This is a genomic window from Nocardia sp. XZ_19_369 (assembly GCF_015355715.1).
In the GTDB taxonomy this organism is placed as follows: Bacteria; Actinomycetota; Actinomycetes; order Mycobacteriales; family Mycobacteriaceae; genus Nocardia.
Genome location: NZ_JACVED010000005.1, coordinates 107,732 through 128,370 on the forward strand (window position 1 = coordinate 107,732; position 20,639 = coordinate 128,370).

The following is a 20,639-nucleotide window of genomic DNA, read 5'->3' on the forward strand; positions in this document are numbered from 1 at the left end:
AGGAGTGCACATGCACGACACCATTTATCGTGTCGCGACGCGCGGCATGGTGATTGCGGTGGCCGGCGCCGCGCTTGCTGGTTGCGGCGACATCGGCAACGTCTTCGGCAAGAACACCAACTCTCCAGCGGGGGGTGGCAATTCAGCGCTCGGGGAGCGGGCGCAGGCGACGGTATTGCGTGGCCTGGGCACCGGTTCGTTCGCTGATGCGTGCGATCGCGTGGACTGGGCCTGCCCGATCGTCGGAGTCGAGGCCGAATCGGACTATGTGGTCGCCGTCCGCTCCTCGGTCGGTGATCAGCGGTGGGAACCGGCGGGTCGCGGAGCGCGCAGCGTGCTGCAGTACCTGCGGGACTCTCCGGAGACCTCGACGGTGAGCACGGTCAAGTACATCAACGCCAAGGGCACGGTGCTCGACGTGGCCGACCGCATCACCGCCAAGATCGGCGACTGCGCACTGCCCTGCGGGCGGCCGCGATGACGAGTCTGTCGACACCACCACTACGCAACGACGCCGACTTCGAGCGGATCATCGAAACCGCTTGCAGCACCGCTGCGCTCATCGAATGCCGCCGCGATCGCATCCGTGAGGTGCTCACCCCGATCGCCACGCTCGACAGCATCGATACCGAGATCGCGGATTCGATCGGGCTGTTGCGCACCGCCGGACTGGAGTACCCCGCCTACCGGGCCGGCGATCCGGACAGCCAGGTGCGGGTGTTCCTGCCCGCGAACAACCTGCTGTACAGCATGGCGCTTTTCGTGGCACTGCCCTCGTTGTACTTGGGAAATGTGCTGGCCCGCCCCGCTTCCCGGGTCAAGGACGCCTATCTCGAACTCGCGCAGCTTCTTTCGGATGGTCCGATCGATATCGGCGGGCGGATGCGTACTTATTCGCAGAGCACCTTCGCCGACATTTCACAGGGCAGCGTCGTGGTCTTCAGCGGCAAGCCGGAGAACGGGCGGCAGGTGGACGAGGAGTGCGACAGTGGGCTTTTCCTCGGATTCGGCACCGGCATCAATCCGATCGTGATCGGCCGGGATCTGTCCGGTCCGGATCTGTCCGGCGCGGTGCAGGCCACGGTGGCCGCGCGGCTCTACAACAACGGCCAGGACTGCCTGTGCCCGGACGCCATCTTCGTCGATGCCGCCGTCGCCGATGACTTCGTGGCGGAGCTGGTTCGGCGGCTCGGCACCGTCCCGGTCGTCTCGACCGGCGCGGTAGCGGGGCTGATCAGTGCGCCGCTGGCGGACACGGCCACCTACGACCGTGCCATGACGGCGTTGGACGAATTCGACTCCTCCGTGGTGTGGAGCGGGAAAACCAGTGCCCACCAACGGCATTGCCCGACCGCGGTGTCGGTCCGGCGGTTGCCGGAGGTCCCGGCCGCGGTGCCGGAGCTGTTCGGTCCTCTGTTCAACGTGGTGGTCTACGACCGCATCGATGAGGTCCTCGACTTTCTCGGCACCCCCGAAACCGACCCCTACGGGATGTACATCAGCGTGTTCGGCGTCGCCGAGCTGGTCGGCGTCGGCCGGGTGGGCAGCGCGCGAAACACCGGGGCGCGCACGGCTTTCGACTTCGAGAACGGCCACGAGCCGTTCGGCGGCTTCGGCCCCAACGGCACGGTCGCGGCCGGGGCAGGCCGTGAGCCGGTCGGGCGACCGCTGCTGCTGGCGGCCGAGCTGGCTCGCTACGCGGCCGAACGGGGAGAAGTCGATGCCACACGATGAGCGGGCGCCGGTGCTGGCGCAGATCCATACCGCGACGGTCGGTCCGCTGGACTTTCTGCGCTGGAACACTCAGATAGGCCGGATCCTCACGGACTATCTGCGCACCCTCGACGCGCCGGAGCAGGAAAAGGCCGCGGCCAACATTATTTTCCGCTCGCCGGAGGTCATCGACTGGGCCGCGGCGACGTATGCGGCCGCCGAACGCGAGGAGCGGCCGACGCTGCCCACCGAGGTGCTCAACGCGGACGGCTGCCGGGTATTCGGCACCAGCACCAAGCGCGGCTGGCGCGGCGCGGCACTGGCCGTGTCCTGTGAGCGCCATGTCGCGCTCGACGTGCTCGCGGCGTTGGCCGAGGGCACCGGCGAGCCGCTGTGCGTGCTGCTGGAGGCCGAGTTGACGGCGCCGGACCGCTCGGCGGCCATCACCCTCGGGAGCTTCCGCCATGCCTGACCGTCGCGAGCTTCCGGTGATCAGCGGGGTGCCTTTGACCACCCACGAGCTGGATTCGGTACGCCGGACACTGGATTCGGTCCTCGTCCCCGGCGAACACGCTCTGCTCGCCCCCGGGCACCCACGCTCGTACGCCTACGCGTATCTGGTCGCGCGCGAGCTCGGCGTGCCGTTCGTCCTGGGTGCCCCGGAACAGCAGGTGAAGGCCTTCGACACGTATCGGACCATCGCGGGGCTGACCGTGGTGTCCTGCTCGACCGGCGCAGACGTGCCCGCAGTGCTGGCGACGACGTCCGGCACCAGCGGTATCGGCCGCTACGTCGCCTGGTCGCGGCCTGCGCTCGCCTATCAAGCCCGGGCCACCGCCGAACGTCTCGGCACCGACGCGACGACGAGGTACGCCACGGCCCTCGGGATGAGCAGTTCGTACGGGTTCAGCGTGTTCAATCTCGCCCTCGAGTTCGGCAGCGAGTTCCGCACGTGCAGTGCGACGTCGTTCAGCGAGCTGATGGCGATGTTGACCGCGCGCAGGTGCGACAGCCTGGACACCCTGCCCGGCGTGTGGCGCTACCTGGCGCAAGCGATGCGCACCGATGCCGAGGTGCTGGCCGCGGTGCGGGCATTGGCGGTGCGCGGCGTCGGTGGCGAGGTGGTCGCCCACGATCTGCTGGATTTCTTCGAGGATGCCGGCGCGCCGCTGCACAACGGCTACGGACTGACCGAGGCGGGGCCGAACGTGGCCATATCGATCGGTGCGCACTACTCCCCGCGGCATGTCGGCCTGCCGCTGGCGGGGACCGAGGTCCGGCTCGTCGACGACGAGATCCAGGTCCGCAGCCCGAGCGTCGCCGACCAGGTCTGGGATGCCGAGCGGCGGCGGCTGATCCCGAATCCTGACCTCACCCAGGATGGCTGGCTGCGCACCAGGGACTTCGGCGCGCTCGGCCCTGCGGGGCAGCTCGCCGTGCACGGCCGCCTGGACGCGATGTTGATCAGTCAGGGTGCGAAACTGCATTCCAGCGTGCTCGAACAGCAGGTGCGCGGCACGGCCCGCAACGCCCCGGAAGTCGCCGTGCTGCAAGTAGATCCGGCGCAGAACGGACGCAGGCGAGTGGTGCTCGTCGCGATCACCGAGCGCGATGCCGCGCACGACGCGGAGCTGACGCGGTCGATCGTGGCGAACGCACGGGAGTTCCCCGTCCAGTTCAAAGCGCGCGAGATCCTGCTGATGCAGCACGCGGACGTGCCGCTGACGGCAGCGGGGAAAGTGGATCGTCGCAGGCTCGCAGCCCAGGTGGCGGCTCATCTGAACGGATCGATGGAGATGCCATGCACGCAACTGTCGTAGATTATCTCGGCGCTCATCGCGCGGCCGGATACGAGACCGCATCGGCCTTCGATCCCGGACCGCACATCGCCGAGGCGGAGATCGCGCACCGTTCCCGCCCCGACGTGCTGGCGCACTGCGTGGACACGCTGCTCGCGCGCAATCCCGAAGTGGTCGGCAGCCGGCTGGTCATCGTGGAAGCGGCCCAGACCACCGGCGCCTACTTTCCGTCCAATGTCGAGGACTATCTGCCTACGCCGAGCCAGACCAACCCACGCCTGGCGGCCTGGCGGCGCGATCGGCTGGTCATCTCGCACGCCTGCGCCTCGGCCGGGTTGGCGCTCGCGGTCGCGGCCGCACTGATCCAGCGCGACCGGTGCGACCACGCCCTGGTGCTGGGCGCCACCGCTCCCGGATTCATCGAGCGGGCCGCGTTCGCCAGTTCGGGCGCGTTGACCGACCTCGAGTACTGCAGGCCGTTCGACGCGAGTGCCGACGGCACGGCCCTCGGATTCTTTGTCGGGGCGGTCATTCTGGGCTCGGCCGCCGCCGATCGGCCCGACCGGCCGGTGATCAGCGGCATCGGGATACAGACGCTCGGTCTCGGCGCGCAATCCGATCTGGACAGCCAGCTGTGGTGCATGTCGAGCGCGGTCCGCAGCGCCGGGGTCAGTCCCCAATTCGTGGCCGCGCATGCGACCGGCACCAAGCACGGTGACCGGGTCGAGCTCGATGCGGTGGCGGCGCTCGGCCGCTCGCTCGACACCGAGCTGTACGTCTCGTCCTGCAAGGGCGAGGTGGGGCACTCGGTGCATTCCGCCGGATTGGCCTCGGCCATGGTCGCTTTCGAGACCTTGCGCCGTGGGCGGATATTCGGCACGCAGCACTGCCTCGATCCGATCGAGGCCGCCGGCGCCCGGGTCGTGTCACACGGCCACACCATCGACAACACCGGACCGAGCGCGGGGATCGTCAACGCCTTCGGATTCGGGGGGACCTCGTGCTCGATTCTGGTTCAACAAGGAAGGGAATGATATGCCTGCCAACGAGAAGGAATTCTTCGACATGGTCGCCGCGGAGATCGAGCGGATCAACGATCTGGACGAGGTGCCGGCGGTGACGGCGGACGCATCGATCGTCGACGATCTGGAGCTCGATTCGCTCGGCATGCTCGAGCTCGTGCTGCGATTGCAGTCGGCGTACTCGGTGTCGCTGTCGGAGGAGGAAGTGATCGGCGCCAAGACCGCCGGTGATCTGCTCGACTTGGTCAACAGCAAAGATCCGGTGCTGCAATGATGAAATTCGCTGCGCTCGAACCGATACTGACGCAGCAGGATTCGGCACACGCAGCCCGGCTCATCAGCTCCGACCCCATCTCGGCGGTGTCCACCGCGGGCCCGCAGTGGTTGCGCGATCACCAGGCCGCGGCCGCGCTCGACCGCTCGGCGGTCGCCTTCGTGATTCGCGGCGGGGTGGACGGGATCGGCGTGGTCCGCGCCGAACGTCTGCAGACGCCAGGCGTTTTCGAGATCATGCTGCACAGTGCCGACGACGCGGCGCTGGAACAGGCCGGGGTCGGCGGCGCGCTCGACGAGTTCGTGCGCTATCTGCTGAGCGGTACCGAGGTGCATCGCATCGAAATGTGGTTCGGCGTGTACAACCGGGTGCTGCTCGATTACGCGATGGAGTCGGAGTTCTTCCGCTGCGAGGGCCTGGTGCAGGATCGGTTCTTCGCGGAGGGCCGGTACTGGGACGGATTGGTGTGGTCCATCACCGGACCGGTGCTGCGCCGCATCCAGGCGGCCGACACCGGTGCCGCCGAGGCGGAGCGGGGTTATGCCCGCACCGCGCGCCGGTTGCGTCAGGCGATTCGCGAGCACCTGGCCGAGACGGAGTAGGCGGTGACCCTGTTCGGTCGGTGGACCCGGCTGGAGGAGAGTCACGGCGCCGATCCTTCGGACATGCTGACCCATGTCTTCGAGTCCTCGGCGCAGCGCTTGTTCGCCGGGTCGGCCGTCGCACCCGTCGACGCCCGCGGCCTCGACGACATGGCGAAGGCCTCGGATCGGTTGCTGGGCTACATCTATCGGCGCGACGGCGCGGCCGGGCAGCGGCCGATCGGCATCTACGACTGCCGATTGGCCGACCCCGCGCGGATGCACATCGGGGTGGTGCTGGCCGGGGATGCCGCGTGGGGCAACGGCGTCGGGATGGACGCGATGTTGGCGCTGATGCGGTACCTGTATCACTTCGACAATCGTCGCGGCTTCGAAATGACTGCGGCCGTGCACAATCCGAATACCATCCGGATCTTCGTGCACAAGGCGGTGCGGCCGGAGGCGCTGCTGGCCGACTGTGTCGCGGACGGTCCGCGGTTGACCGCGCGTGCGGTGGGGACGCTGACCGAGCCGGAGTTCGCCGACGTCGGCTATCAAGTGCCGGGCGCGAGCGAGTTCAGTGACGCGCACTGGCGCACCGTCCGCCGGCGGGTGGTCGAGGAGATCGGAGCGCGATTATGAGCACGGTCGATGTCGCGTCGGTGCTGCTCGATCAGGTCGGCAAGCCGCCACAGCGGTCGAGGTCGGTCGAGCTGACCCAGGAACGCGTGACAGCCTTCGGCGTGGTCACCGAGGACATGCAGTGGATCCACACCGATCCGGAGCGGGCCGGGGTGGAGCTCGGCGGCACGCTCGCCCACGGCATGCTGGTCGCCGCACTGATACCGGGGTTGGTGGACGAGGTGATCGAGGCGCCCGACTGCGATCGGGTGATCAACCTCGGCTTCGACCGGCTCAGCTTCGCCGCCCCGGTACCCGTCGGCAGCGCGATCTGCTTGGACGCCAAAGTGATCGACGCGCAGCCGGGTACCGGGCGGGTGGACGTGCGCTGCGACGTGACGGTGTGGCTCGATGCCGCGCGACCGCGAGTCTGCGCGGCCGGTGTCTTGCGATTGCGATTCATTACGTGAAAGGACTTGCGGTGCAAGGGATCTGGGGCGACATCGTCCGAATGCTGGAGCGGACCGGGCCGCGGCTGTATGCCGGTGTCCCAGGCGATGATCCGGACATCATCGATGCCGCCCGTGCGGCGGGCGCTCGCTACGCCGCCCTGCAGGATCAGCGTTCGGCGGCGTTCGCGGCGGTCGGCTGGTCGCGGCTGAACGGCCGGGCCGCCGTGCTCGCCACCGCCGCTGGGCCCAATCTGCTCAACGCGCTGATCGGCATCTCGGAGGCCTACACCTCGCGCACGCCGCTGCTGGTACTGAGCACGACCACCAGGGACACGGTGGTCGGCCGCGGCGGTTTTCAGGAGTTTCCGGCGGCGGCGCTGAGCGAGGGCCTGTTCGTCTGGACGCACCGGGTGGCCAGCGCGGCCGACCTGGCCTGGGCCGTCTCCCGCGCCCGCTATCTGGCCGAACACGGCAGGCGCGGGCCGGTTCATCTGATGATCTCTCCCGAGCTGACCGAGGCGCGCGTGTCCGAGGAGCCGGTCGAGACCTCCGCGCGGCAGCCGATGCCACCGGGGCAGAGCGCCGAGACGCTGGCTCCGGTGTTCGAGGCGCTGCGCGCGGCAGAACGTCCGGTGCTGGTGTTCGGCGGCGGCACCCGCCAGGAGGAGGTGGCCGAGCACGGCCTGCCCCTCGCCGCGGCGCTGAACGCGCTGTGCCTGGTCACCGCCTCCGGCCGGGGTGTGTTCCCCGAGGATCACCCGCGGTTCGGCGGCCTGGCCGGCCTTTATCTGCCCGAGGAATCGCGCGCGGCGCTCGCCGAGGCCGATGCGGTCGTCGTGCTGGGCAGTCAGCTCGAGGAGACTGCGCTGATGGGCTGGGCGGCACCGGAGCGCGCGCACCTGGCGCACGTCGACACCGACCCGGCCGTCCTCGACCGCGCGGTGCCCGCACGGTATCCGGTGGTGTGCGATTCGGGGGTATTCCTGCGGCTGGCAGCCGATTTCGCGGGCCCGCCGACCGAGGCGGCACCGTGGTGGCGGCCGTGGCAGCCGATGCGGTCCGACGCCGGTGCCGGCCTCGGGACAGTCTTGTTCTGGACCACCCTCCGGGAGGCACTGCAAGACCAGCGCGTCGACGTGCTCACCCAGGAGAACGGCCTGGCCGACCTGTGGGGCTACTACGCGCCGTGCTTCACGCTCCCACCCGGTGTGCGGCCCCTGGTGCCGAGCGAGCAGACGCCGCTCGGCTTCGGCCTCGGCGCTGCGCTCGGCGCGGCAGCCGACGGCCGCCGGGTCGTCGCAGTGGGCGGCGACGGTGCGTTCCTGACCAACCTGCCGAGTCTGCTCGCGGCCGCGCGCACAGAAGCCGATATCTGCTACATCTGCCTGGACAACGGCGGATTCGGCTGGCCGTCGCTGTCCAGGACCGACACGGCGATCGTCGATTTCGCTGCCGCCGGGGCGATCACCGCGCTGGCCGAGGCGGCAGGCTGTCGCACCGCGGTGGTGTCGGAACCGCACCTGCTGGCCAAGACGCTCGGCGACGCGCTGGCGGGCAGCGGTCCGCGGCTGGTCGTGGTCCGGCTGGCCGACCGGCCATCGTTCCCGCCGGATGAGATCGGCTGATTTGGTACCGGAAGTAGTCATAAAGGATGACGACGGGTCGGGCAGGCGGCGAGACGATGATCACTGTGGCACGCGGCTGATGTGTCCTCGGGGTGGCTTCTGAGCGAAAGGAATTGGTGCTGTGAAAATTTCGGCAGATCCATCGTCTCCGGTGTTGCGGTTGCGTGCTGTCACCAAGAGCTTCGGCAAGAAGGACGCGTCGGTGGTCGCGCTGGACAATGTCGATCTGGCGATCGACGCCGGGTCGTTCACGGTGGTCATGGGGCCCTCCGGCTCGGGGAAGACGACGCTGGTCTCGTGCCTGAGCGGGCTGCTGCCGCCGACCAGCGGGCAGGCCTTCTACGGCGACCGCAATGTGTACGAACAATCCGATCGCGACCTCTCCCGCATGCGGCTCGAGCACTTCGGCTTCGTATTCCAGGAGTACGGGCTGCTCGACTCGCTGTCGGCGCGCGGCAACATCCTGCTGCCCGCCCGCGCCGCCGGGAAAAAGGTCGACGAGCAGAAACTCCATACGCTGTGCGCCGACCTCGGCATCGCGCAGTACCTGCGGATGTTGCCGGACGAACTGTCCGGCGGCACCCAGCAGCGGGTGGCGTGTGCGCGGGCGCTGGTCGCCGAGCCGGACGTCATCTTCGCCGACGAGCCGACCGGCGCGCTCGACTCGCACAACGCGGCCCGCATCCGGGAACTGCTGCGCCGGATCGTCGATGAGCGCGGGATCTCGATCGTCACGGTGAGCCACGACCCGCAGTTCGTCGAGTACGCCGATCGGGTGCTGCTCATCCGCGACGGCCGCATCGAGCACGACCTGGTCGGCGCCACGGTGAAAGAGGTCGTGGCGTACTCGCAGGACCGGGTGGCGGTGTAGCCATGCCACGGGCCCAGATGATGTTCGGCCTTGCCGTCGGCCAACTCCGGCGGTTCCGGCGCCAGACGTTCCTGGTGCTGATCATCTCGATCGCGTTGCTGGTCTCGCTGCTGATTCCGGCGGGCTTGTACCTGTCGTACCGGGACAAGATCTCGCAAACCATCGCGGGGACGGTGTTGCCGGGGGAGTTGATCGTCACCACGAGCACCTCGCTGCCGAGCGCTGCGGTTGCCGACGCGGTGGGCTCGGCACCGTCGGCGTGCGCGTTGTCGCAGCTGTCGGGTCAAGTGGTGGTGTATGCGGGAGGTGTTGCCTCGCAGTCGATTCCGGGATACTTCGGGCGATCCGACGGAGCCTGCGCCGACCCGGGCGTCGCGCCGGTGTTCGGGGCCGACGACATCGTGGCCCAGCCCGCGGCCGTCGGCGGGGGCAACGCGGAGGTGATGGGGATCGGCGGTGCGCGGATCCCGGTCGAGACGAACAGCCCGGCGATCGCGCAGGCCTCGTCGGTGCGCTTCGGTGACGAGGCGATTGCGCGCGAGATCCTCGGTGCCGCAGACGGTTACACCCTGGTGGCGCTGAGCGGATCGGGCGCGCGAGCGGCCGCCGACCGGCTCGCCGAGGCGGGCGGGACGGTGTACTCGCGCGCCGACTACCTCAGCGAACTGACCTCCCAGCAGATCGCCGACGTCAGCTTCGTCGGGGTCATCGCCCTCATCTTCGCCGCGGTGCTGATCTGCGGATTGGCTGCGGCCCTGGTGTTCGCGCTGGTGCTGCTGGCGATGAGCCTGCGGCCACAGTTCGACATCCTGCGGCGCATCGGGGTGCCGAACCTGGAGATCCGGGCCGTCAAGGCCATCCAGGCCGGCGCGATGGTGCTGGTCGCCGCGGTCGTCGGCACAGTCATCGCGGTGCTCGCCGACGCGCTGCTGCCCGCGAATCGGTTGCTGCTCGGCACTTTTGCTGTCGACGGCGTCGCCGTCGACGGGTGGACGTGGGCCGGTGCCGTGCTCGCGCTCGCGATCGCCGTCGGCGGTGCCTGGTTCCTCGGGGACGCGATCTCGGGACCGAAGCACGCGGAAACCACCGGCACCGCAGCGCGATTCGCGCTTCTCCGCCGGGTGGTACGGCCCGGCCTCGCCGTGGCGGCCATCGCGTTCGGCATCTGGTCGTCGGTCACCGATCGCTTCGGCTTCACCGGCCTGGTCGTCGGCTACTGCCTGGTGCTGGCCGGGCTGTTTCTGCTTGCCGCGCCCGCGCTTCGGGTGTTCACCCCGTTCACCGAGCTGGGTGGGACGCGCGGGGTGCTGCTGCCCTGGTTCGGGCTCGGCAGCGTCGGCCGGGTGCGCACTCAGGCTGCGGTAGCCGTGTGCTGCATCGGTTTCACCGCCACCCTCGTCGCGATCATCTCGGTGTTCGCGACCTCCACCGATACCTCCATCAACCGCCAGATCGACGCGAACCTCGGCGCCCAGATGGTGGCCGAGCCCAAGACCGGCTTCGTGATCACGGCCGACGACGTCGCCGCCCTGCGCGGCGTGCCGGGAGCGAGCGGCGCGGTGGCCATCGCCCCGCTGAACGGCGTCGACGTGTCGGGCCGGCCGAGCAACGGCGTCGCCGTGGACGGTCCACTCGGCAGCGGCGCGCTGCAGCTCACGATGGTCGCCGGCAGCGCGGCCGTGGACCAGGAGCAGGCCATGATCTCCGCCTCGCAGGCTGGGAAACTCGGTGTCGCCGTGGGTGATTCGATTCAGTTGGCGACGGCTTCGGCACGGGTTGCCGGAATCTATGTCGACGCGCCCACGCTCGGTGATTTCGTGGTGTCGTCCGAGCACGCCGCCGGTGCCGGGTTCCAGTACGTGCTGATCCGTATCGAGCAGCCGACGGCCGTCGCCGAGGTCGGCACGGTTGCGGCGGGGCTGCCGAATCTCGTGGTGCGCTCCATCGATGAATACCGGGTCAAGCAGAAGGCCGAGTCGCGGATCATCATCGCGGCCCTGACCCAGCTCTCCAGCGTGGTCGGGGCGGGGCTGCTGCTGGCCCTCGGCGTGGTGCTCGGCGTGCTGACCGGCGGCCGGGTCAAGGAATGGTCGACGTTGCGGCAGATCGGTTTCAGCCGAGGGCTGGTGCTGCGCAGCGTCGGCGTCGAGGCGGCGGTGGTCGCCATCGTCGGTGTCGCGGCCGGTCTGGCGGTCGGCTCGGCGTTCGGATACGCGGTCTGCAAATACCTGAGCTGGGCCGGGCTCACCGATGTTGTGCTCGATCCGGTCACCTCGGCCGCCGCTGGTGGCGGGCTGATCGCGGTCGGGCTGATCGTCTATCTGCTCGCTTGCTCGAGCACACTCCGACAGGTGCGGTGACAGCGATGATGGTGACCATAATTCTGACCTGCGAAGTCGCGTTCTGGGTGCTCGCCGCGACCGGGCTGCTGTTGCGCTACGTGGTGCGCTGGCGACAAGCGAGTTCGCTTGTGCTGGCGATGGTTCCGCTGATCGACGTCGCCCTGGTCACCGCGGTGGCCATCGATGTGTACCAGGGTGCGCAGGTCACGGGCGTGCACCGGCTCGCGGGGATCTATCTCGGCTGGACCGTGGTCTTCGGCAAATCGACCATCGCCTGGCTCGACGGTTGGTTCGCGTACAAGTTCGCGGGCGCGCCGCGGCCGGCGAAACGTCCCAAGCACGGGCCGGAAGCTGTGCAGCACGAGACGAAATCGTTCGTCAAATGGTTGGTCGCGGCCGCGATCGCGCTGGCCGTGTGCTTCGGCCTGTCGGTGACGGTGGCCGACGCGGAGCAGGCCACCGCGCTTCGCGAGGTGATTCAGCCGTTGGGGCTCATCACCGTCATCTGGTTCCTGACCGGCCCGGCATGGGTGAAGGGGTCGACGGAGGCGCGGCGGTGACGGCGGCGCGGCCGCTGGCGATCATCACCGGCGGCGCCCGCGGCATCGGTGCCGCCTGTGCCGTCCGGCTCGCCACCGACGGCTACGACATCGCGTTCTGCCATCTGCGTCCGAGTGCCGCCGCCGACACGGTCGCCGCCGACTGCGCTGCGCGCGGGGCGCAGGTGTATCGAGCGGTCTGCGACGTCGGTGACTCCGCGGCCGTCGCGGAGTTCGTCGAGACCGCACAGGACCGGCTCGGTGCGGTCGAGGTCCTGGTGGCGGCGGCGGGAATCACCAGGGACGGACTGCTTTTCGGGGCCTCGGAGCCGGACTGGGACGACGTGCTGCGCACGAATCTGTCGGGTGCGCGCCACGTCTGCAAGGCCGTCGTGCCCGCCATGATGCGCCGCCGGTCGGGCGCGATCGTGACGCTGTCCTCGGTCGCGGGCCTGTCGGCGGCGCTCGGGCAGACCAACTACGCCGCGACGAAGGCGGGCCTGATCGGGTTCGGCAAGGCGCTCGCCGCCGAAGTCGCGCGGTTCGGCATCCGGGTGAATACCGTCGCGCCCGGCTTCATCGCCACCGACATGACCGAAGCGCTCGACGCCGGAGCCGCCACCGCGGCCCGAAAGTCCATCCCGCTGCGCCGTTTCGGCGAGCCGCGCGAGGTGGCGAACTTGGTTGCATTCCTCGCCTCGTCCGAGGCGAGCTATATCACCGGGCATACGTTCTGCGTAGACGGTGGACTCACCGCCTGATTCCGTATCGCATTTCCCGTTGCCGCGAATTCACCCGGCCGGCTCGGCGCTACCCTTTTTCATGCGTCCAATAATCGGAGTTTGCCGACGTTGACGGTGTCGCCGGGGGTTGCCTAGAGTCGAGTGCGAGGGTTTCGATATGCGGAACCCGTTCGCCGATGAATGGCAATGCGGCATATCGCTGTTCTGTCGATATGCTTTGTCGAAGGGAATTCGGGTGGCTGGTCTGCGGTCTAGATCCATTGGCTATGGCGGTCGATTGCGTGCGAATGTCGCGGCGGTCGGCGACGACGCCCCCCGCATCACATTGATACCGTCGGTCGGCGAATATCCGATCTACGACGAGCTGTTGTATTCGATGATGACCGCGGACGAGGTCCGGGTCTCGGCGTTCGATCGTGCCCTCCGTCGCTGCGCGGCCGGGCGCACAGTGGTCGATATCGGCACCGGCGCCGAGGCGAACTGGGCGATCGTGGCCGCGGAGTCCGGCGCGACCAGGGTGTGGGCGATCGAGGCCATTCCGGAGTCGGCCGAGAAGGCGCGAGCGGTCGTCGCGGCGCGCGGATTCGCCGATGTCATCACGGTGCTCACCGGCGACTCGCGGGAGATCGACCTGCCCGAGCAGGCCGACGTGTGCGTCTCCGAAACCATCGGCGCCATCGCCAGTTCCGAGGGTGTGTGCGAAATCTTCGCCGACGCGAAGAAACGCCTGGTGCGGGCCTCCGGCATTTTCATACCGCACCGGGTCGAAACCGTGGCCGTACCGTTCGATTATGCGGCCGTACTCGGCGACGTGGGCCCGGGATTCCAGGCGGAATACGCGACCTATGTCGACCGGGTATTCCAGGCGGTGGGCAATCCCTTCGATCTGCGCCTCTGCTGGACCGAAATACCGCACGAGGGCAGGCTGGCGACACCGACCACGGTCGAGGTGCTGGAATTCGGTGTCGCCGAATACGAATACGCGGCACACAAATCGCGGGTGCGGATAACGCGGCCCGGCCGGTTCGGTGGTATCGCGCTCGGCATCCGGCTCTGGGTGTCGCCGGACGACCGCGATCCCATCGATTCGCTGGAGCAGCAGACGTCGTGGCTGCCGGTATTCGTTCCCGCGACCGTGGAGGAGCCGCGCGCGGTCACCGCCGGTGACGAGGTGGAGTTGACCTTCGAGGTCGGGCTGAGCGCGGACCGTATCCACCCGGACTATCGGCTCACCGCGCGCTTCGCCGATCGTCCCGAGGCCGAAGTCGATTGGGATGGAGCGTATCTGGGTGGCCCGGAATTCCGGTCCAGCCCGTTCTATCGCGAGCTCTTCGCGCCCTACCCGGCTTCGTTCAAAGGAGAGTGAGCGTTATGTGGAAGATGCGGATCGTATTGCCGGTGGTCGTGATGGCTACGGCCGCCGCACTGCTCGGCTCGTCACCCAGGGTGCACGCCGAGCAGCCGCGCGGCGAAATCGGTTACGCCGCTGAGCTTGTCGACGGGGCGGTGGTGCTGCGGACCGGTGGCGGATCGCTCACCGCCGACGCTGCGAGCTTCCGGATCAACGACGACAACGGCCGAGCACTGATCGAGCTCCCGCTCTCATACCATCGAGACGGCCTGCGCTGGCCGATCGCCGCGACCATCGACGGCAATACCGCCACGCTGCGGCCGAGCGTCGACCCGAGCGCCGCGGTGCCGGAGCCCCAGCCGATCGCCCAGCCACACGACATCGGGTTCGACCCGCAGTCGGCCGATTTCAACAACGCGCTCATGCGGTTCTCCACGCAGCTGAACGTCGGGGTGATGCTCGGCACGCTGGTCGGAACTGCCATCGGTGCCGGGATCGGTTGTCTGGTAGGCGGTGTCGTCGGCGCGGCGGCGGGGCTGGTCGCCACCGTCGGCGTGCTGGCCATCCCCGGATTCCTCGGTGGTTGCCTGGCAACGGGATTGGTGGGGTCCACCATCGGCGCGGCGGTCGGCACCATCGCGATCGGCCTGCCCATGGCGATATTCGGCGGCCTGCTGTTCCTCGATGCGCTCAACCAGCCGCCGACGAAGTGAATGGCTGACTGTCGCAACGCATTCGAGACAGCGTGGCAGAAGGGGAGGATCACATGGCCGCCGCCATCGATGAGCTCACTGAGCGACTCCGGCAGTACCTCAGCACGATGACCTCGACGAAGCTGGCGCCGGACGACGACTTCTTCGGCCTCGGCCTGATCAACTCGCTGCGGGCGCTGGAGATCGTGACCTACATCGAGCGCACCTTCGACCTCGAGATCGGTACCGAGGACTTGGATCTCGACAATTTCCGATCTGCGGCTCGCATCGCGGCCTTCGTGACCAGTAAGCAGGCCTCGACTCCGGCGGAGGCCGGCGGGTGACCGGGGTCGAGGCGATCGTCGACGTCGACGCGGTCGTGGCGGCCGCGGCGACCGATGCCGCGTCCTGGGAGCACACGGGGCTCCCCGCGGCAACGATCGCGCTGATGGCCCGCGGCGGACTGCTCGCACCGGACCGGCCGAAGGAGTTCGGCGGCCACGGCGTCGGCGCGCACGAGCTGGGCACGATCGCGGCTCGGCTCGGCTCGGCGTGCACCTCGGTGCGGTCCCTGTTCACGGTGCAGGGCATGGTCGCCGCGGCGGTGGACCGGTGGGGCACCGCGGACCAGCGCGCCCGGTGGCTGCCTGCGATGACCGACGGTTCGGTGATCGCCGGACTAGCTGCCACGGAGTCGAATGCCGGCAGCGATCTGTCCGGCATCCACACCACGTTCGAGCGCGACGGCGCGCAGTGGCGGCTGTCCGGCCGAAAGCTGTGGGTCACCTTCGGTGCGGTCGCGGACGTGCTGCTGGTGCTCGGGCGCGGCCCGGCGGGGCCGATGGTGGCGCTGGTGCGGACCGATCGTCCCGGCCTGACGGTCGAACCGGTGCACGGCCAACTGGGTATGCGCGGCGCGCGGATCGCGCACATCGCACTCGACCGCGTCGTGGTGCCCGATCGAGACGTGCTGGGGCGACCCGGCTTCGGGCTGTCCCACCTCATCGCCACCGCACTCGATCACGGCCGCTACACCATCGCCTGGGGGTGCCTCGGGATGGCGCAGGCCTGCCTGGCCGACAGCCGGGAGCACGCGGCGCGCCGCGCGCAGGGTTCGGTGGTGCTGGCCGACCACGAAACGGTGCGGGCCACCCTCGGCCGCAGCTGGGTGGACGTCGCGAGCGCGCGAGCGCTGTGCGAACGGGCGGCGGATCAGCGGGCGGCCCGCGAACCGGCGGCGATTCTGGGCACCGTCGTGGCGAAATATGCCGCCGCCCGGGCCGCCGCGGTGGTCAGCGAACGCGCCGTGCAGCTACTCGGTGCGGCAGGCTGCGCACCGGACAGCCGGGCCGGGCGCTATTTCCGGGACGCGAAGATCATGCAGATCATCGAGGGCGCGCGCGAGGTCGCCGAACTCGACATCGGTGACCACGTCCTGCGCGCACCCATCGAGCCGGGCGGAGCCCCGCTGTGACTGCCGCCGCACCGATCACGATCGGCCCGGTGACGTCGTGGTTCCCCGACCGGACCGTGCCGGTCGGCGAGCTACCCGAACTTGCCGAGCTGTCGAATCATCGCCGCACGCATGCGCTTTCGCTCGGTATCGACACCATCCGCTGCGCGGGCGCCGACACCGAGGTCGATATCGCCGCGGCCGCCGCCACCGCCGTGCTGACCGGGGCGGGGCTCGCACCAGGCGAGATCGATGCGTTGCTGCTGGTTCAGGGTCGCGCGCCGCAGTACCTGCTTGCGTCGGAGGCGACCAGGCTGCAGCATCGGCTCGGCCTGCGCGACGCCTTCGTCGCCTGCGTCGGCGACCTCGGCTGCGTCTCGGTGTCCGCCGCGTTCACCCTTGCCGCCGCACTGCTGCGCGGCACCCCGGGCTGCCGCACGGTCCTCGTGGTCGCCGCGGCGAAAACCCCGACCAGTCAACGGTATCGAGCGCCGATGACCTTGCTCGGCGACGGCGGCGCCGCTGTGGTGCTCAGTACGGTGCGGCCCGGCCGCTACGAACTGGTCGACCACGTGGTCCGCAGCGACGGTAAGTACGCCGACCTGTTCCGGATCGACTACCGCGATCGGGCTCAGGCGGCGTGGTCGGAGGAGTGCGCCAGCGAGCCCGACTACAGCTTCCGGTTGGCCGTGGAGAGCAAGAAGCGTTTCGCCGCAATGAATTCCGAGCTGCTGGCCGGACACGGCACGACCATGAGTCAGGTGGACGCGGTGGTGACGCAGAACCTGTCGGTCGGCGCGTTCGCCTTCTGGGAGGAGGCGATGGACGTGACGATCGATCAGGTCTGTCGCCGGAACCTGGCCGCGTACGGGCATCTCGGGTCGATCGATGTGCTGGTCAACCTGGAGGACGCGGCGGCGACGCTGGGCGGCGGCGATCATCTCCTCGTGCTCAACAGCAGTCCGGTGGCGGCGTGGAGCAGTTCACTGCTGCGCAGGCTGTCCGACGATGCGGCGGTCCGCCGATGACGCGCGCCGAGGTCGATCCGCTGGCCGCGCTGCTGCGGCAGATCGAGCGCGTGCCCGACCGGGTAGCGGTCGTGGTCGGCTCGCGGTCGCTGACCTACCGCGAGTTCGGCACCGCCACAGCCGATCTGGCCACGCGCCTGGTCGCAACGGGCGTGCGTCCCGGGCAGGTCGTGCTGCTGCATCTGCGGCAGGGTCTGGACGTCGTTGTCGGCATGGTCGCGGCGCTGCGTGCGGGCGCCGCGTGGTGCGTCGTCGAGCCGGGACATCCGGTCGCCGCGATCCGGACGGTGCTCGACGACGTCGACTTCGGCGCGATCGCCGTCGATGCGGATGATCCGGCCACCGCCCCGGCGACGGTCGCCGCGGCACTGGCCGCCGCGGGTGCGCGCGTCCCGCCGATCATTACGGTCGCCGCCACCTCGCGAACGCCCGAATCCATTGCTGTGCCGTCGATTCGGGTTCCGGCGCAGTCGCCCGCCTACGTGATGACGACCTCCGGGTCGACCGGTGCGCCCAAGGCAGTGGTGGTGACCCGGGCGAATCTGGCGGCGCTGGTGGCGGGCCGGACCTATCCCTACCGCGACGGCGAGCTGGTCACGCTGTCGGCCCTGCGGCTGACCTGGGACGGCGCTTTGATGAGCGCGATATGGGCCTTCACCGTGGGCGGCACCAACGTCTTCCCGGATTATCGGCAGTTGCCGGACGCCGCCGCGGTAGGCGCGCTGGCCGCCCGATGGCGAGCGACCCAGGTGGCCGCGACGCCGTCCTACTACCGATTGTTGCTGCCGTACCTGGCCGAGCTCGAGCACGCGGTGCACACCGTGGCGCTGGCGGGTGAGGCGCTCACTCCGACGCTGGCGCACCGGCACCGAGCCGCACTGCCGGGCGCCACCTTGATCAACGAGTACGGTCCCACTGAGGCGACCGTCACCTGCGTCCGGCACACGGTGACCGCCGATCCCGGTCCGGTCGTGCCGATCGGCAGGCCGATGCGGGGTGCCACGGCCTACGTGCTCGGCCCCGAACTGTCGCCGGTGCCACCGGGAGTCGTCGGCGAGCTGTATCTCGGTGGTGCACAGATCACCCTGGGTTATGCAGGCAGACCGGCCGCGACGGCGGGTTGTTTCGTCGCCGACCCGTTTGCCGATCCGCACGAGAATGCTCGGGGCGAGACTCCAATTACGGAGGGAAACAGCACAATCCCCGCGGGCGCGCGCATGTACCGCACCGGCGATCTGGCGAGCATCGGCCCGACCGGCGAGATCGAATTCCACGGCCGCGCCGACGGCCAGGTGAAGGTGCGCGGTGTCCGGATCGAACGCCATGCGATCGAGACTGTGCTGGAAGATCACCCGGCGGTGCGCCACGCGATCGTGCTCCCGGTCGGTGACCCGGACGGCAGCGACGTGCTCACCGCGTTCTGGGTCCGCGAGCCCGCGGCGGCCGCGCCGAGCAGGCGTGCGCTGTCCCGGTTCTGCGCGCAACGCCTGCCCGCTGCCGCAATACCGGAGCGGTGGATTCGTATCGACCGGCTCCCGCTGGCGGCGAGCGGCAAGCTGGACGAATCGGCGCTGCGTGCCCTGACGACTGCGGCGGCGGACGATACCGCCACCGATCTCGTCCCGCTCTCGGCGGCCCAGCACGGAATCTGGCTTGCCGAAAAGGTTCTCGCGTCCGCGAGCTCGGACGCCGTCCCGATCAACATCGCGCACTACGTGGATATCCGTGGGGCGGTCGACGAGTCGGCTTTCGCCGCGGCCGTCGCGGCGGCGGGCCGGGAACTCGGTTCCGGCTGCCTGCGGGTCGTCGAGGTGGCCGGGCGGCCCTACCAGCGGATCGACCTCGATCAGGCGGGCGGCGGGCGGGTCGTCGATTTCACGCACGCCGCCGATCCGGCTGCGACTGCGGCGGCTTGGATGCGGGCCGATCACAGCGCGCCGCGGGATCTTCGCGACGACCCACTGGTGGAGTCGACCCTGCTGCGCCTCTCGCGGCGCCACTACTACTGGTACTCGCGCATGCACCACTTGGCGGTCGACGGTTACGGCTGCCTGGCCTTACTGGCCCGAATCGCGCAGCGCTACAACGCACTCCGATCCGGGCACACCCCGGCGCCCTTGCGGATCGTGACGTTCGAGCAGATGCACGCCGCCGAGACCGAGTATCGCGCGTCCGCGAGCTTCGCGGCGGACCAGGAGTACTGGGCCGACCAGGTGGCGAACCTCCCCGATCAGGTCAGCCTGGCCGGGGCCGCCGCCGACCCGGGCGCGCACGACATCGTTTCGGCGAATGAGTTACCCGCACAGGTCGTTTCGCTGCTACACACGGTCGCCGAGCGCCACCGGGTGTCCACCGCGCAGCTGATGGTCGCGATCACGGCCGGATTTCTCGCGCGCGCCACCGACGCCGACGATCTGGTACTCACCGTTCCGGTGTCGGGACGGACGACGCGACGGTTGAAGAACTCGGCGGGCATGCTGGTGAACTTGCTGCCGCTGCGCTTGCGGATATGCGGCAGCACGACCGTCGCGGCGCTGATCGAGGCGGCTCGCCGGACCCTGACCGGGGCGCTGCTGCATCAGCGGTACCGGTACGAGGACATTCGCCGCATGGCGGCCTCGGCTCGACCGGACTCGGACCGGTTGCCGTCGTTCGGGCCGACCGTGAACATGATGTTCGCCGACGCCGACATCGGGCTGGTGGACAGCGTCGGTACCCCGCACATGCTGCGGAACGGATTGGTCGACGACCTGCAGATCGTCATGACGCAGCCCCGCGCGCACGCACCTTTCTCGATCGAGTTCCGCGGTAATCCGAAGCTGTACTCCGCCGACGAACTGGCCGCTCATCGACAACGATTCGCCGCGTTCACTGCGAACTTCCTTGCCGCCGAGCCGGTTCGGCGCGTGTGGGAGATCGAACTGCTCGATGACGAGCGCGCCGCAGCGCACCTTCGGCTCGCCTGCCGTGGCAACCTCGCGCCGACGGACGCGGGCGTCACCATCCTCGATCGGTACCTGCGTCCGGTGCCTGCGGGTGTGGCGGGCGAGCTGTATCTGTTCGGCGCACCGTTGGCGGCCCGCTCGCTCGCGCACGCGAGTACGACGGCCGCACGTTTCGTAGCCGATCCGTTCGGCCGCCCCGGATCGCGGCTGTACCGGACCGGTGCGCGCGTGCGCTGGAGCGCGGCGGGGACGGGCAGGCTGGAGAAGCTGACTGCGGGCGATGGCGGCACCAGGTCTGTCACGGCACGCGCCTCGAGTCCGCACGGCAGCGTGCACACGCACGAGATCGCCGACCTCTGGGCTGTTGTCCTTCAGCACAACGACTTCGGCACCACCGACCGATTCTTCGAGGTGGGCGGCAATTCCCATCGGGTGGTCGCGCTGCACCAGCACCTGGACCAACGCTGGCCCGGTGCGCTGCGCGTCGGCCAGCTGTTCGAACTGACCACCATCGAGCTGCAGGCGGCGGCGCTCGATCGCGCCGACGCCGAACCCGCCGTCACGCGCACGCTCGCGTACGAATTGTGA

The 20,639-nt window shown here is 69.3% G+C and carries 20 protein-coding genes; all 20 read left to right on the forward strand.

From position 1 onward, the window contains the following. Window positions 1-10 precede the first annotated feature (10 nt). The 20 genes from IBX18_RS19435 (at window position 11) to IBX18_RS19530 (ending at window position 20,639) form a co-directional block, all read left to right on the forward strand. The gene (locus tag IBX18_RS19435) at window positions 11-481 is read left to right on the forward strand and encodes a hypothetical protein (protein WP_194835051.1); all 471 of its coding nucleotides are present in this window, start codon (window positions 11-13) and stop codon (window positions 479-481) included. After that, window positions 478-1,734: an aldehyde dehydrogenase family protein gene (locus IBX18_RS19440; protein ID WP_194835052.1), complete on the forward strand. Its 1,257-nt coding sequence runs from the start codon at window positions 478-480 to the stop codon at window positions 1,732-1,734. Before IBX18_RS19435 ends, IBX18_RS19440 begins: the two co-directional genes overlap by 4 nt. Next, window positions 1,721-2,185 carry a hypothetical protein gene (locus tag IBX18_RS19445; RefSeq protein WP_194835053.1) on the forward strand — a complete coding sequence of 155 codons (465 nt, stop codon included), beginning with the start codon at window positions 1,721-1,723 and terminating at the stop codon, window positions 2,183-2,185. The genes IBX18_RS19440 and IBX18_RS19445 overlap by 14 nt, the downstream gene beginning before the upstream one ends. After that, the gene (locus IBX18_RS19450; RefSeq protein WP_194835054.1) at window positions 2,178-3,533 is read left to right on the forward strand and encodes an AMP-binding protein; all 1,356 of its coding nucleotides are present in this window, start codon (window positions 2,178-2,180) and stop codon (window positions 3,531-3,533) included. Before IBX18_RS19445 ends, IBX18_RS19450 begins: the two co-directional genes overlap by 8 nt. Then, complete coding sequence (locus tag IBX18_RS19455) at window positions 3,515-4,546, forward strand: beta-ketoacyl synthase N-terminal-like domain-containing protein (RefSeq protein WP_194835055.1); 1,032 nt, start codon at window positions 3,515-3,517, stop codon at window positions 4,544-4,546. The genes IBX18_RS19450 and IBX18_RS19455 overlap by 19 nt, the downstream gene beginning before the upstream one ends. A gap of 1 nt (window position 4,547) precedes the next feature. Further along, window positions 4,548-4,808 (forward strand): acyl carrier protein, encoded by a 261-nt coding sequence (locus IBX18_RS19460; RefSeq protein ID WP_194835056.1) that lies wholly within the window; start codon window positions 4,548-4,550, stop codon window positions 4,806-4,808. After that, window positions 4,805-5,410 carry a hypothetical protein gene (locus IBX18_RS19465; RefSeq protein WP_194835057.1) on the forward strand — a complete coding sequence of 202 codons (606 nt, stop codon included), beginning with the start codon at window positions 4,805-4,807 and terminating at the stop codon, window positions 5,408-5,410. The genes IBX18_RS19460 and IBX18_RS19465 overlap by 4 nt, the downstream gene beginning before the upstream one ends. 3 nt (window positions 5,411-5,413) lie before the next feature. Continuing rightward, entirely contained in the window at window positions 5,414-6,031 is a 618-nt protein-coding gene (locus IBX18_RS19470; protein ID WP_194835058.1) for a GNAT family N-acetyltransferase, read from the forward strand. Then, on the forward strand, window positions 6,028-6,480 hold the full coding sequence (locus tag IBX18_RS19475; protein ID WP_194835059.1) for a MaoC/PaaZ C-terminal domain-containing protein: 453 nt from the start codon (window positions 6,028-6,030) through the stop codon (window positions 6,478-6,480). The genes IBX18_RS19470 and IBX18_RS19475 overlap by 4 nt, the downstream gene beginning before the upstream one ends. Before the next feature lie 11 nt (window positions 6,481-6,491). Next, window positions 6,492-8,087, forward strand: a complete 1,596-nt coding sequence (locus IBX18_RS19480; RefSeq protein WP_194835060.1) for a thiamine pyrophosphate-dependent enzyme — start codon at window positions 6,492-6,494, stop codon at window positions 8,085-8,087. A gap of 121 nt (window positions 8,088-8,208) precedes the next feature. Next, a complete protein-coding gene (locus IBX18_RS19485; RefSeq protein WP_306796324.1) occupies window positions 8,209-8,958 on the forward strand; it encodes an ABC transporter ATP-binding protein in 750 nt (249 codons plus the stop codon). 2 nt (window positions 8,959-8,960) lie between these two features. Next, complete coding sequence (locus tag IBX18_RS19490; protein ID WP_194835061.1) at window positions 8,961-11,318, forward strand: hypothetical protein; 2,358 nt, start codon at window positions 8,961-8,963, stop codon at window positions 11,316-11,318. Window positions 11,319-11,323: 5 nt separating this feature from the next. Beyond that, window positions 11,324-11,860: a hypothetical protein gene (locus IBX18_RS19495; protein ID WP_194835062.1), complete on the forward strand. Its 537-nt coding sequence runs from the start codon at window positions 11,324-11,326 to the stop codon at window positions 11,858-11,860. Then, window positions 11,827-12,600 carry a 3-oxoacyl-ACP reductase FabG gene (fabG, locus tag IBX18_RS19500; RefSeq protein ID WP_194835063.1) on the forward strand — a complete coding sequence of 258 codons (774 nt, stop codon included), beginning with the start codon at window positions 11,827-11,829 and terminating at the stop codon, window positions 12,598-12,600. The genes IBX18_RS19495 and fabG overlap by 34 nt, the downstream gene beginning before the upstream one ends. Window positions 12,601-12,859: 259 nt before the next feature. Continuing rightward, entirely contained in the window at window positions 12,860-13,948 is a 1,089-nt protein-coding gene (locus IBX18_RS19505; RefSeq protein ID WP_194835064.1) for a class I SAM-dependent methyltransferase, read from the forward strand. 5 nt (window positions 13,949-13,953) lie between these two features. Then, window positions 13,954-14,646: a hypothetical protein gene (locus IBX18_RS19510; RefSeq protein ID WP_228541424.1), complete on the forward strand. Its 693-nt coding sequence runs from the start codon at window positions 13,954-13,956 to the stop codon at window positions 14,644-14,646. Window positions 14,647-14,699: 53 nt separating this feature from the next. Then, window positions 14,700-14,969 (forward strand): acyl carrier protein, encoded by a 270-nt coding sequence (locus tag IBX18_RS19515; protein WP_194835065.1) that lies wholly within the window; start codon window positions 14,700-14,702, stop codon window positions 14,967-14,969. After that, the gene (locus IBX18_RS19520; RefSeq protein ID WP_306796325.1) at window positions 14,966-16,099 is read left to right on the forward strand and encodes an acyl-CoA dehydrogenase family protein; all 1,134 of its coding nucleotides are present in this window, start codon (window positions 14,966-14,968) and stop codon (window positions 16,097-16,099) included. Before IBX18_RS19515 ends, IBX18_RS19520 begins: the two co-directional genes overlap by 4 nt. Further along, entirely contained in the window at window positions 16,096-17,106 is a 1,011-nt protein-coding gene (locus IBX18_RS19525) for a 3-oxoacyl-ACP synthase (protein ID WP_194835066.1), read from the forward strand. The genes IBX18_RS19520 and IBX18_RS19525 overlap by 4 nt, the downstream gene beginning before the upstream one ends. After that, complete coding sequence (locus tag IBX18_RS19530; protein WP_194835067.1) at window positions 17,103-20,639, forward strand: amino acid adenylation domain-containing protein; 3,537 nt, start codon at window positions 17,103-17,105, stop codon at window positions 20,637-20,639. The genes IBX18_RS19525 and IBX18_RS19530 overlap by 4 nt, the downstream gene beginning before the upstream one ends.

Coding starts and splice junctions, on each gene's coding strand:
- IBX18_RS19435 (WP_194835051.1), top strand. CDS start 11: ATGCACGACACCATTTATCGTGTCGCGACGCGCGGCATGGTGATTGCG.
- IBX18_RS19440 (WP_194835052.1), top strand. CDS start 478: ATGACGAGTCTGTCGACACCACCACTACGCAACGACGCCGACTTCGAG.
- IBX18_RS19445 (WP_194835053.1), top strand. CDS start 1,721: ATGCCACACGATGAGCGGGCGCCGGTGCTGGCGCAGATCCATACCGCG.
- IBX18_RS19450 (WP_194835054.1), top strand. CDS start 2,178: ATGCCTGACCGTCGCGAGCTTCCGGTGATCAGCGGGGTGCCTTTGACC.
- IBX18_RS19455 (WP_194835055.1), top strand. CDS start 3,515: ATGCACGCAACTGTCGTAGATTATCTCGGCGCTCATCGCGCGGCCGGA.
- IBX18_RS19460 (WP_194835056.1), top strand. CDS start 4,548: ATGCCTGCCAACGAGAAGGAATTCTTCGACATGGTCGCCGCGGAGATC.
- IBX18_RS19465 (WP_194835057.1), top strand. CDS start 4,805: ATGATGAAATTCGCTGCGCTCGAACCGATACTGACGCAGCAGGATTCG.
- IBX18_RS19475 (WP_194835059.1), top strand. CDS start 6,028: ATGAGCACGGTCGATGTCGCGTCGGTGCTGCTCGATCAGGTCGGCAAG.
- IBX18_RS19490 (WP_194835061.1), top strand. CDS start 8,961: ATGCCACGGGCCCAGATGATGTTCGGCCTTGCCGTCGGCCAACTCCGG.
- IBX18_RS19495 (WP_194835062.1), top strand. CDS start 11,324: ATGATGGTGACCATAATTCTGACCTGCGAAGTCGCGTTCTGGGTGCTC.
- fabG (WP_194835063.1), top strand. CDS start 11,827: ATGGGTGAAGGGGTCGACGGAGGCGCGGCGGTGACGGCGGCGCGGCCG.
- IBX18_RS19510 (WP_228541424.1), top strand. CDS start 13,954: ATGTGGAAGATGCGGATCGTATTGCCGGTGGTCGTGATGGCTACGGCC.
- IBX18_RS19515 (WP_194835065.1), top strand. CDS start 14,700: ATGGCCGCCGCCATCGATGAGCTCACTGAGCGACTCCGGCAGTACCTC.
- IBX18_RS19530 (WP_194835067.1), top strand. CDS start 17,103: ATGACGCGCGCCGAGGTCGATCCGCTGGCCGCGCTGCTGCGGCAGATC.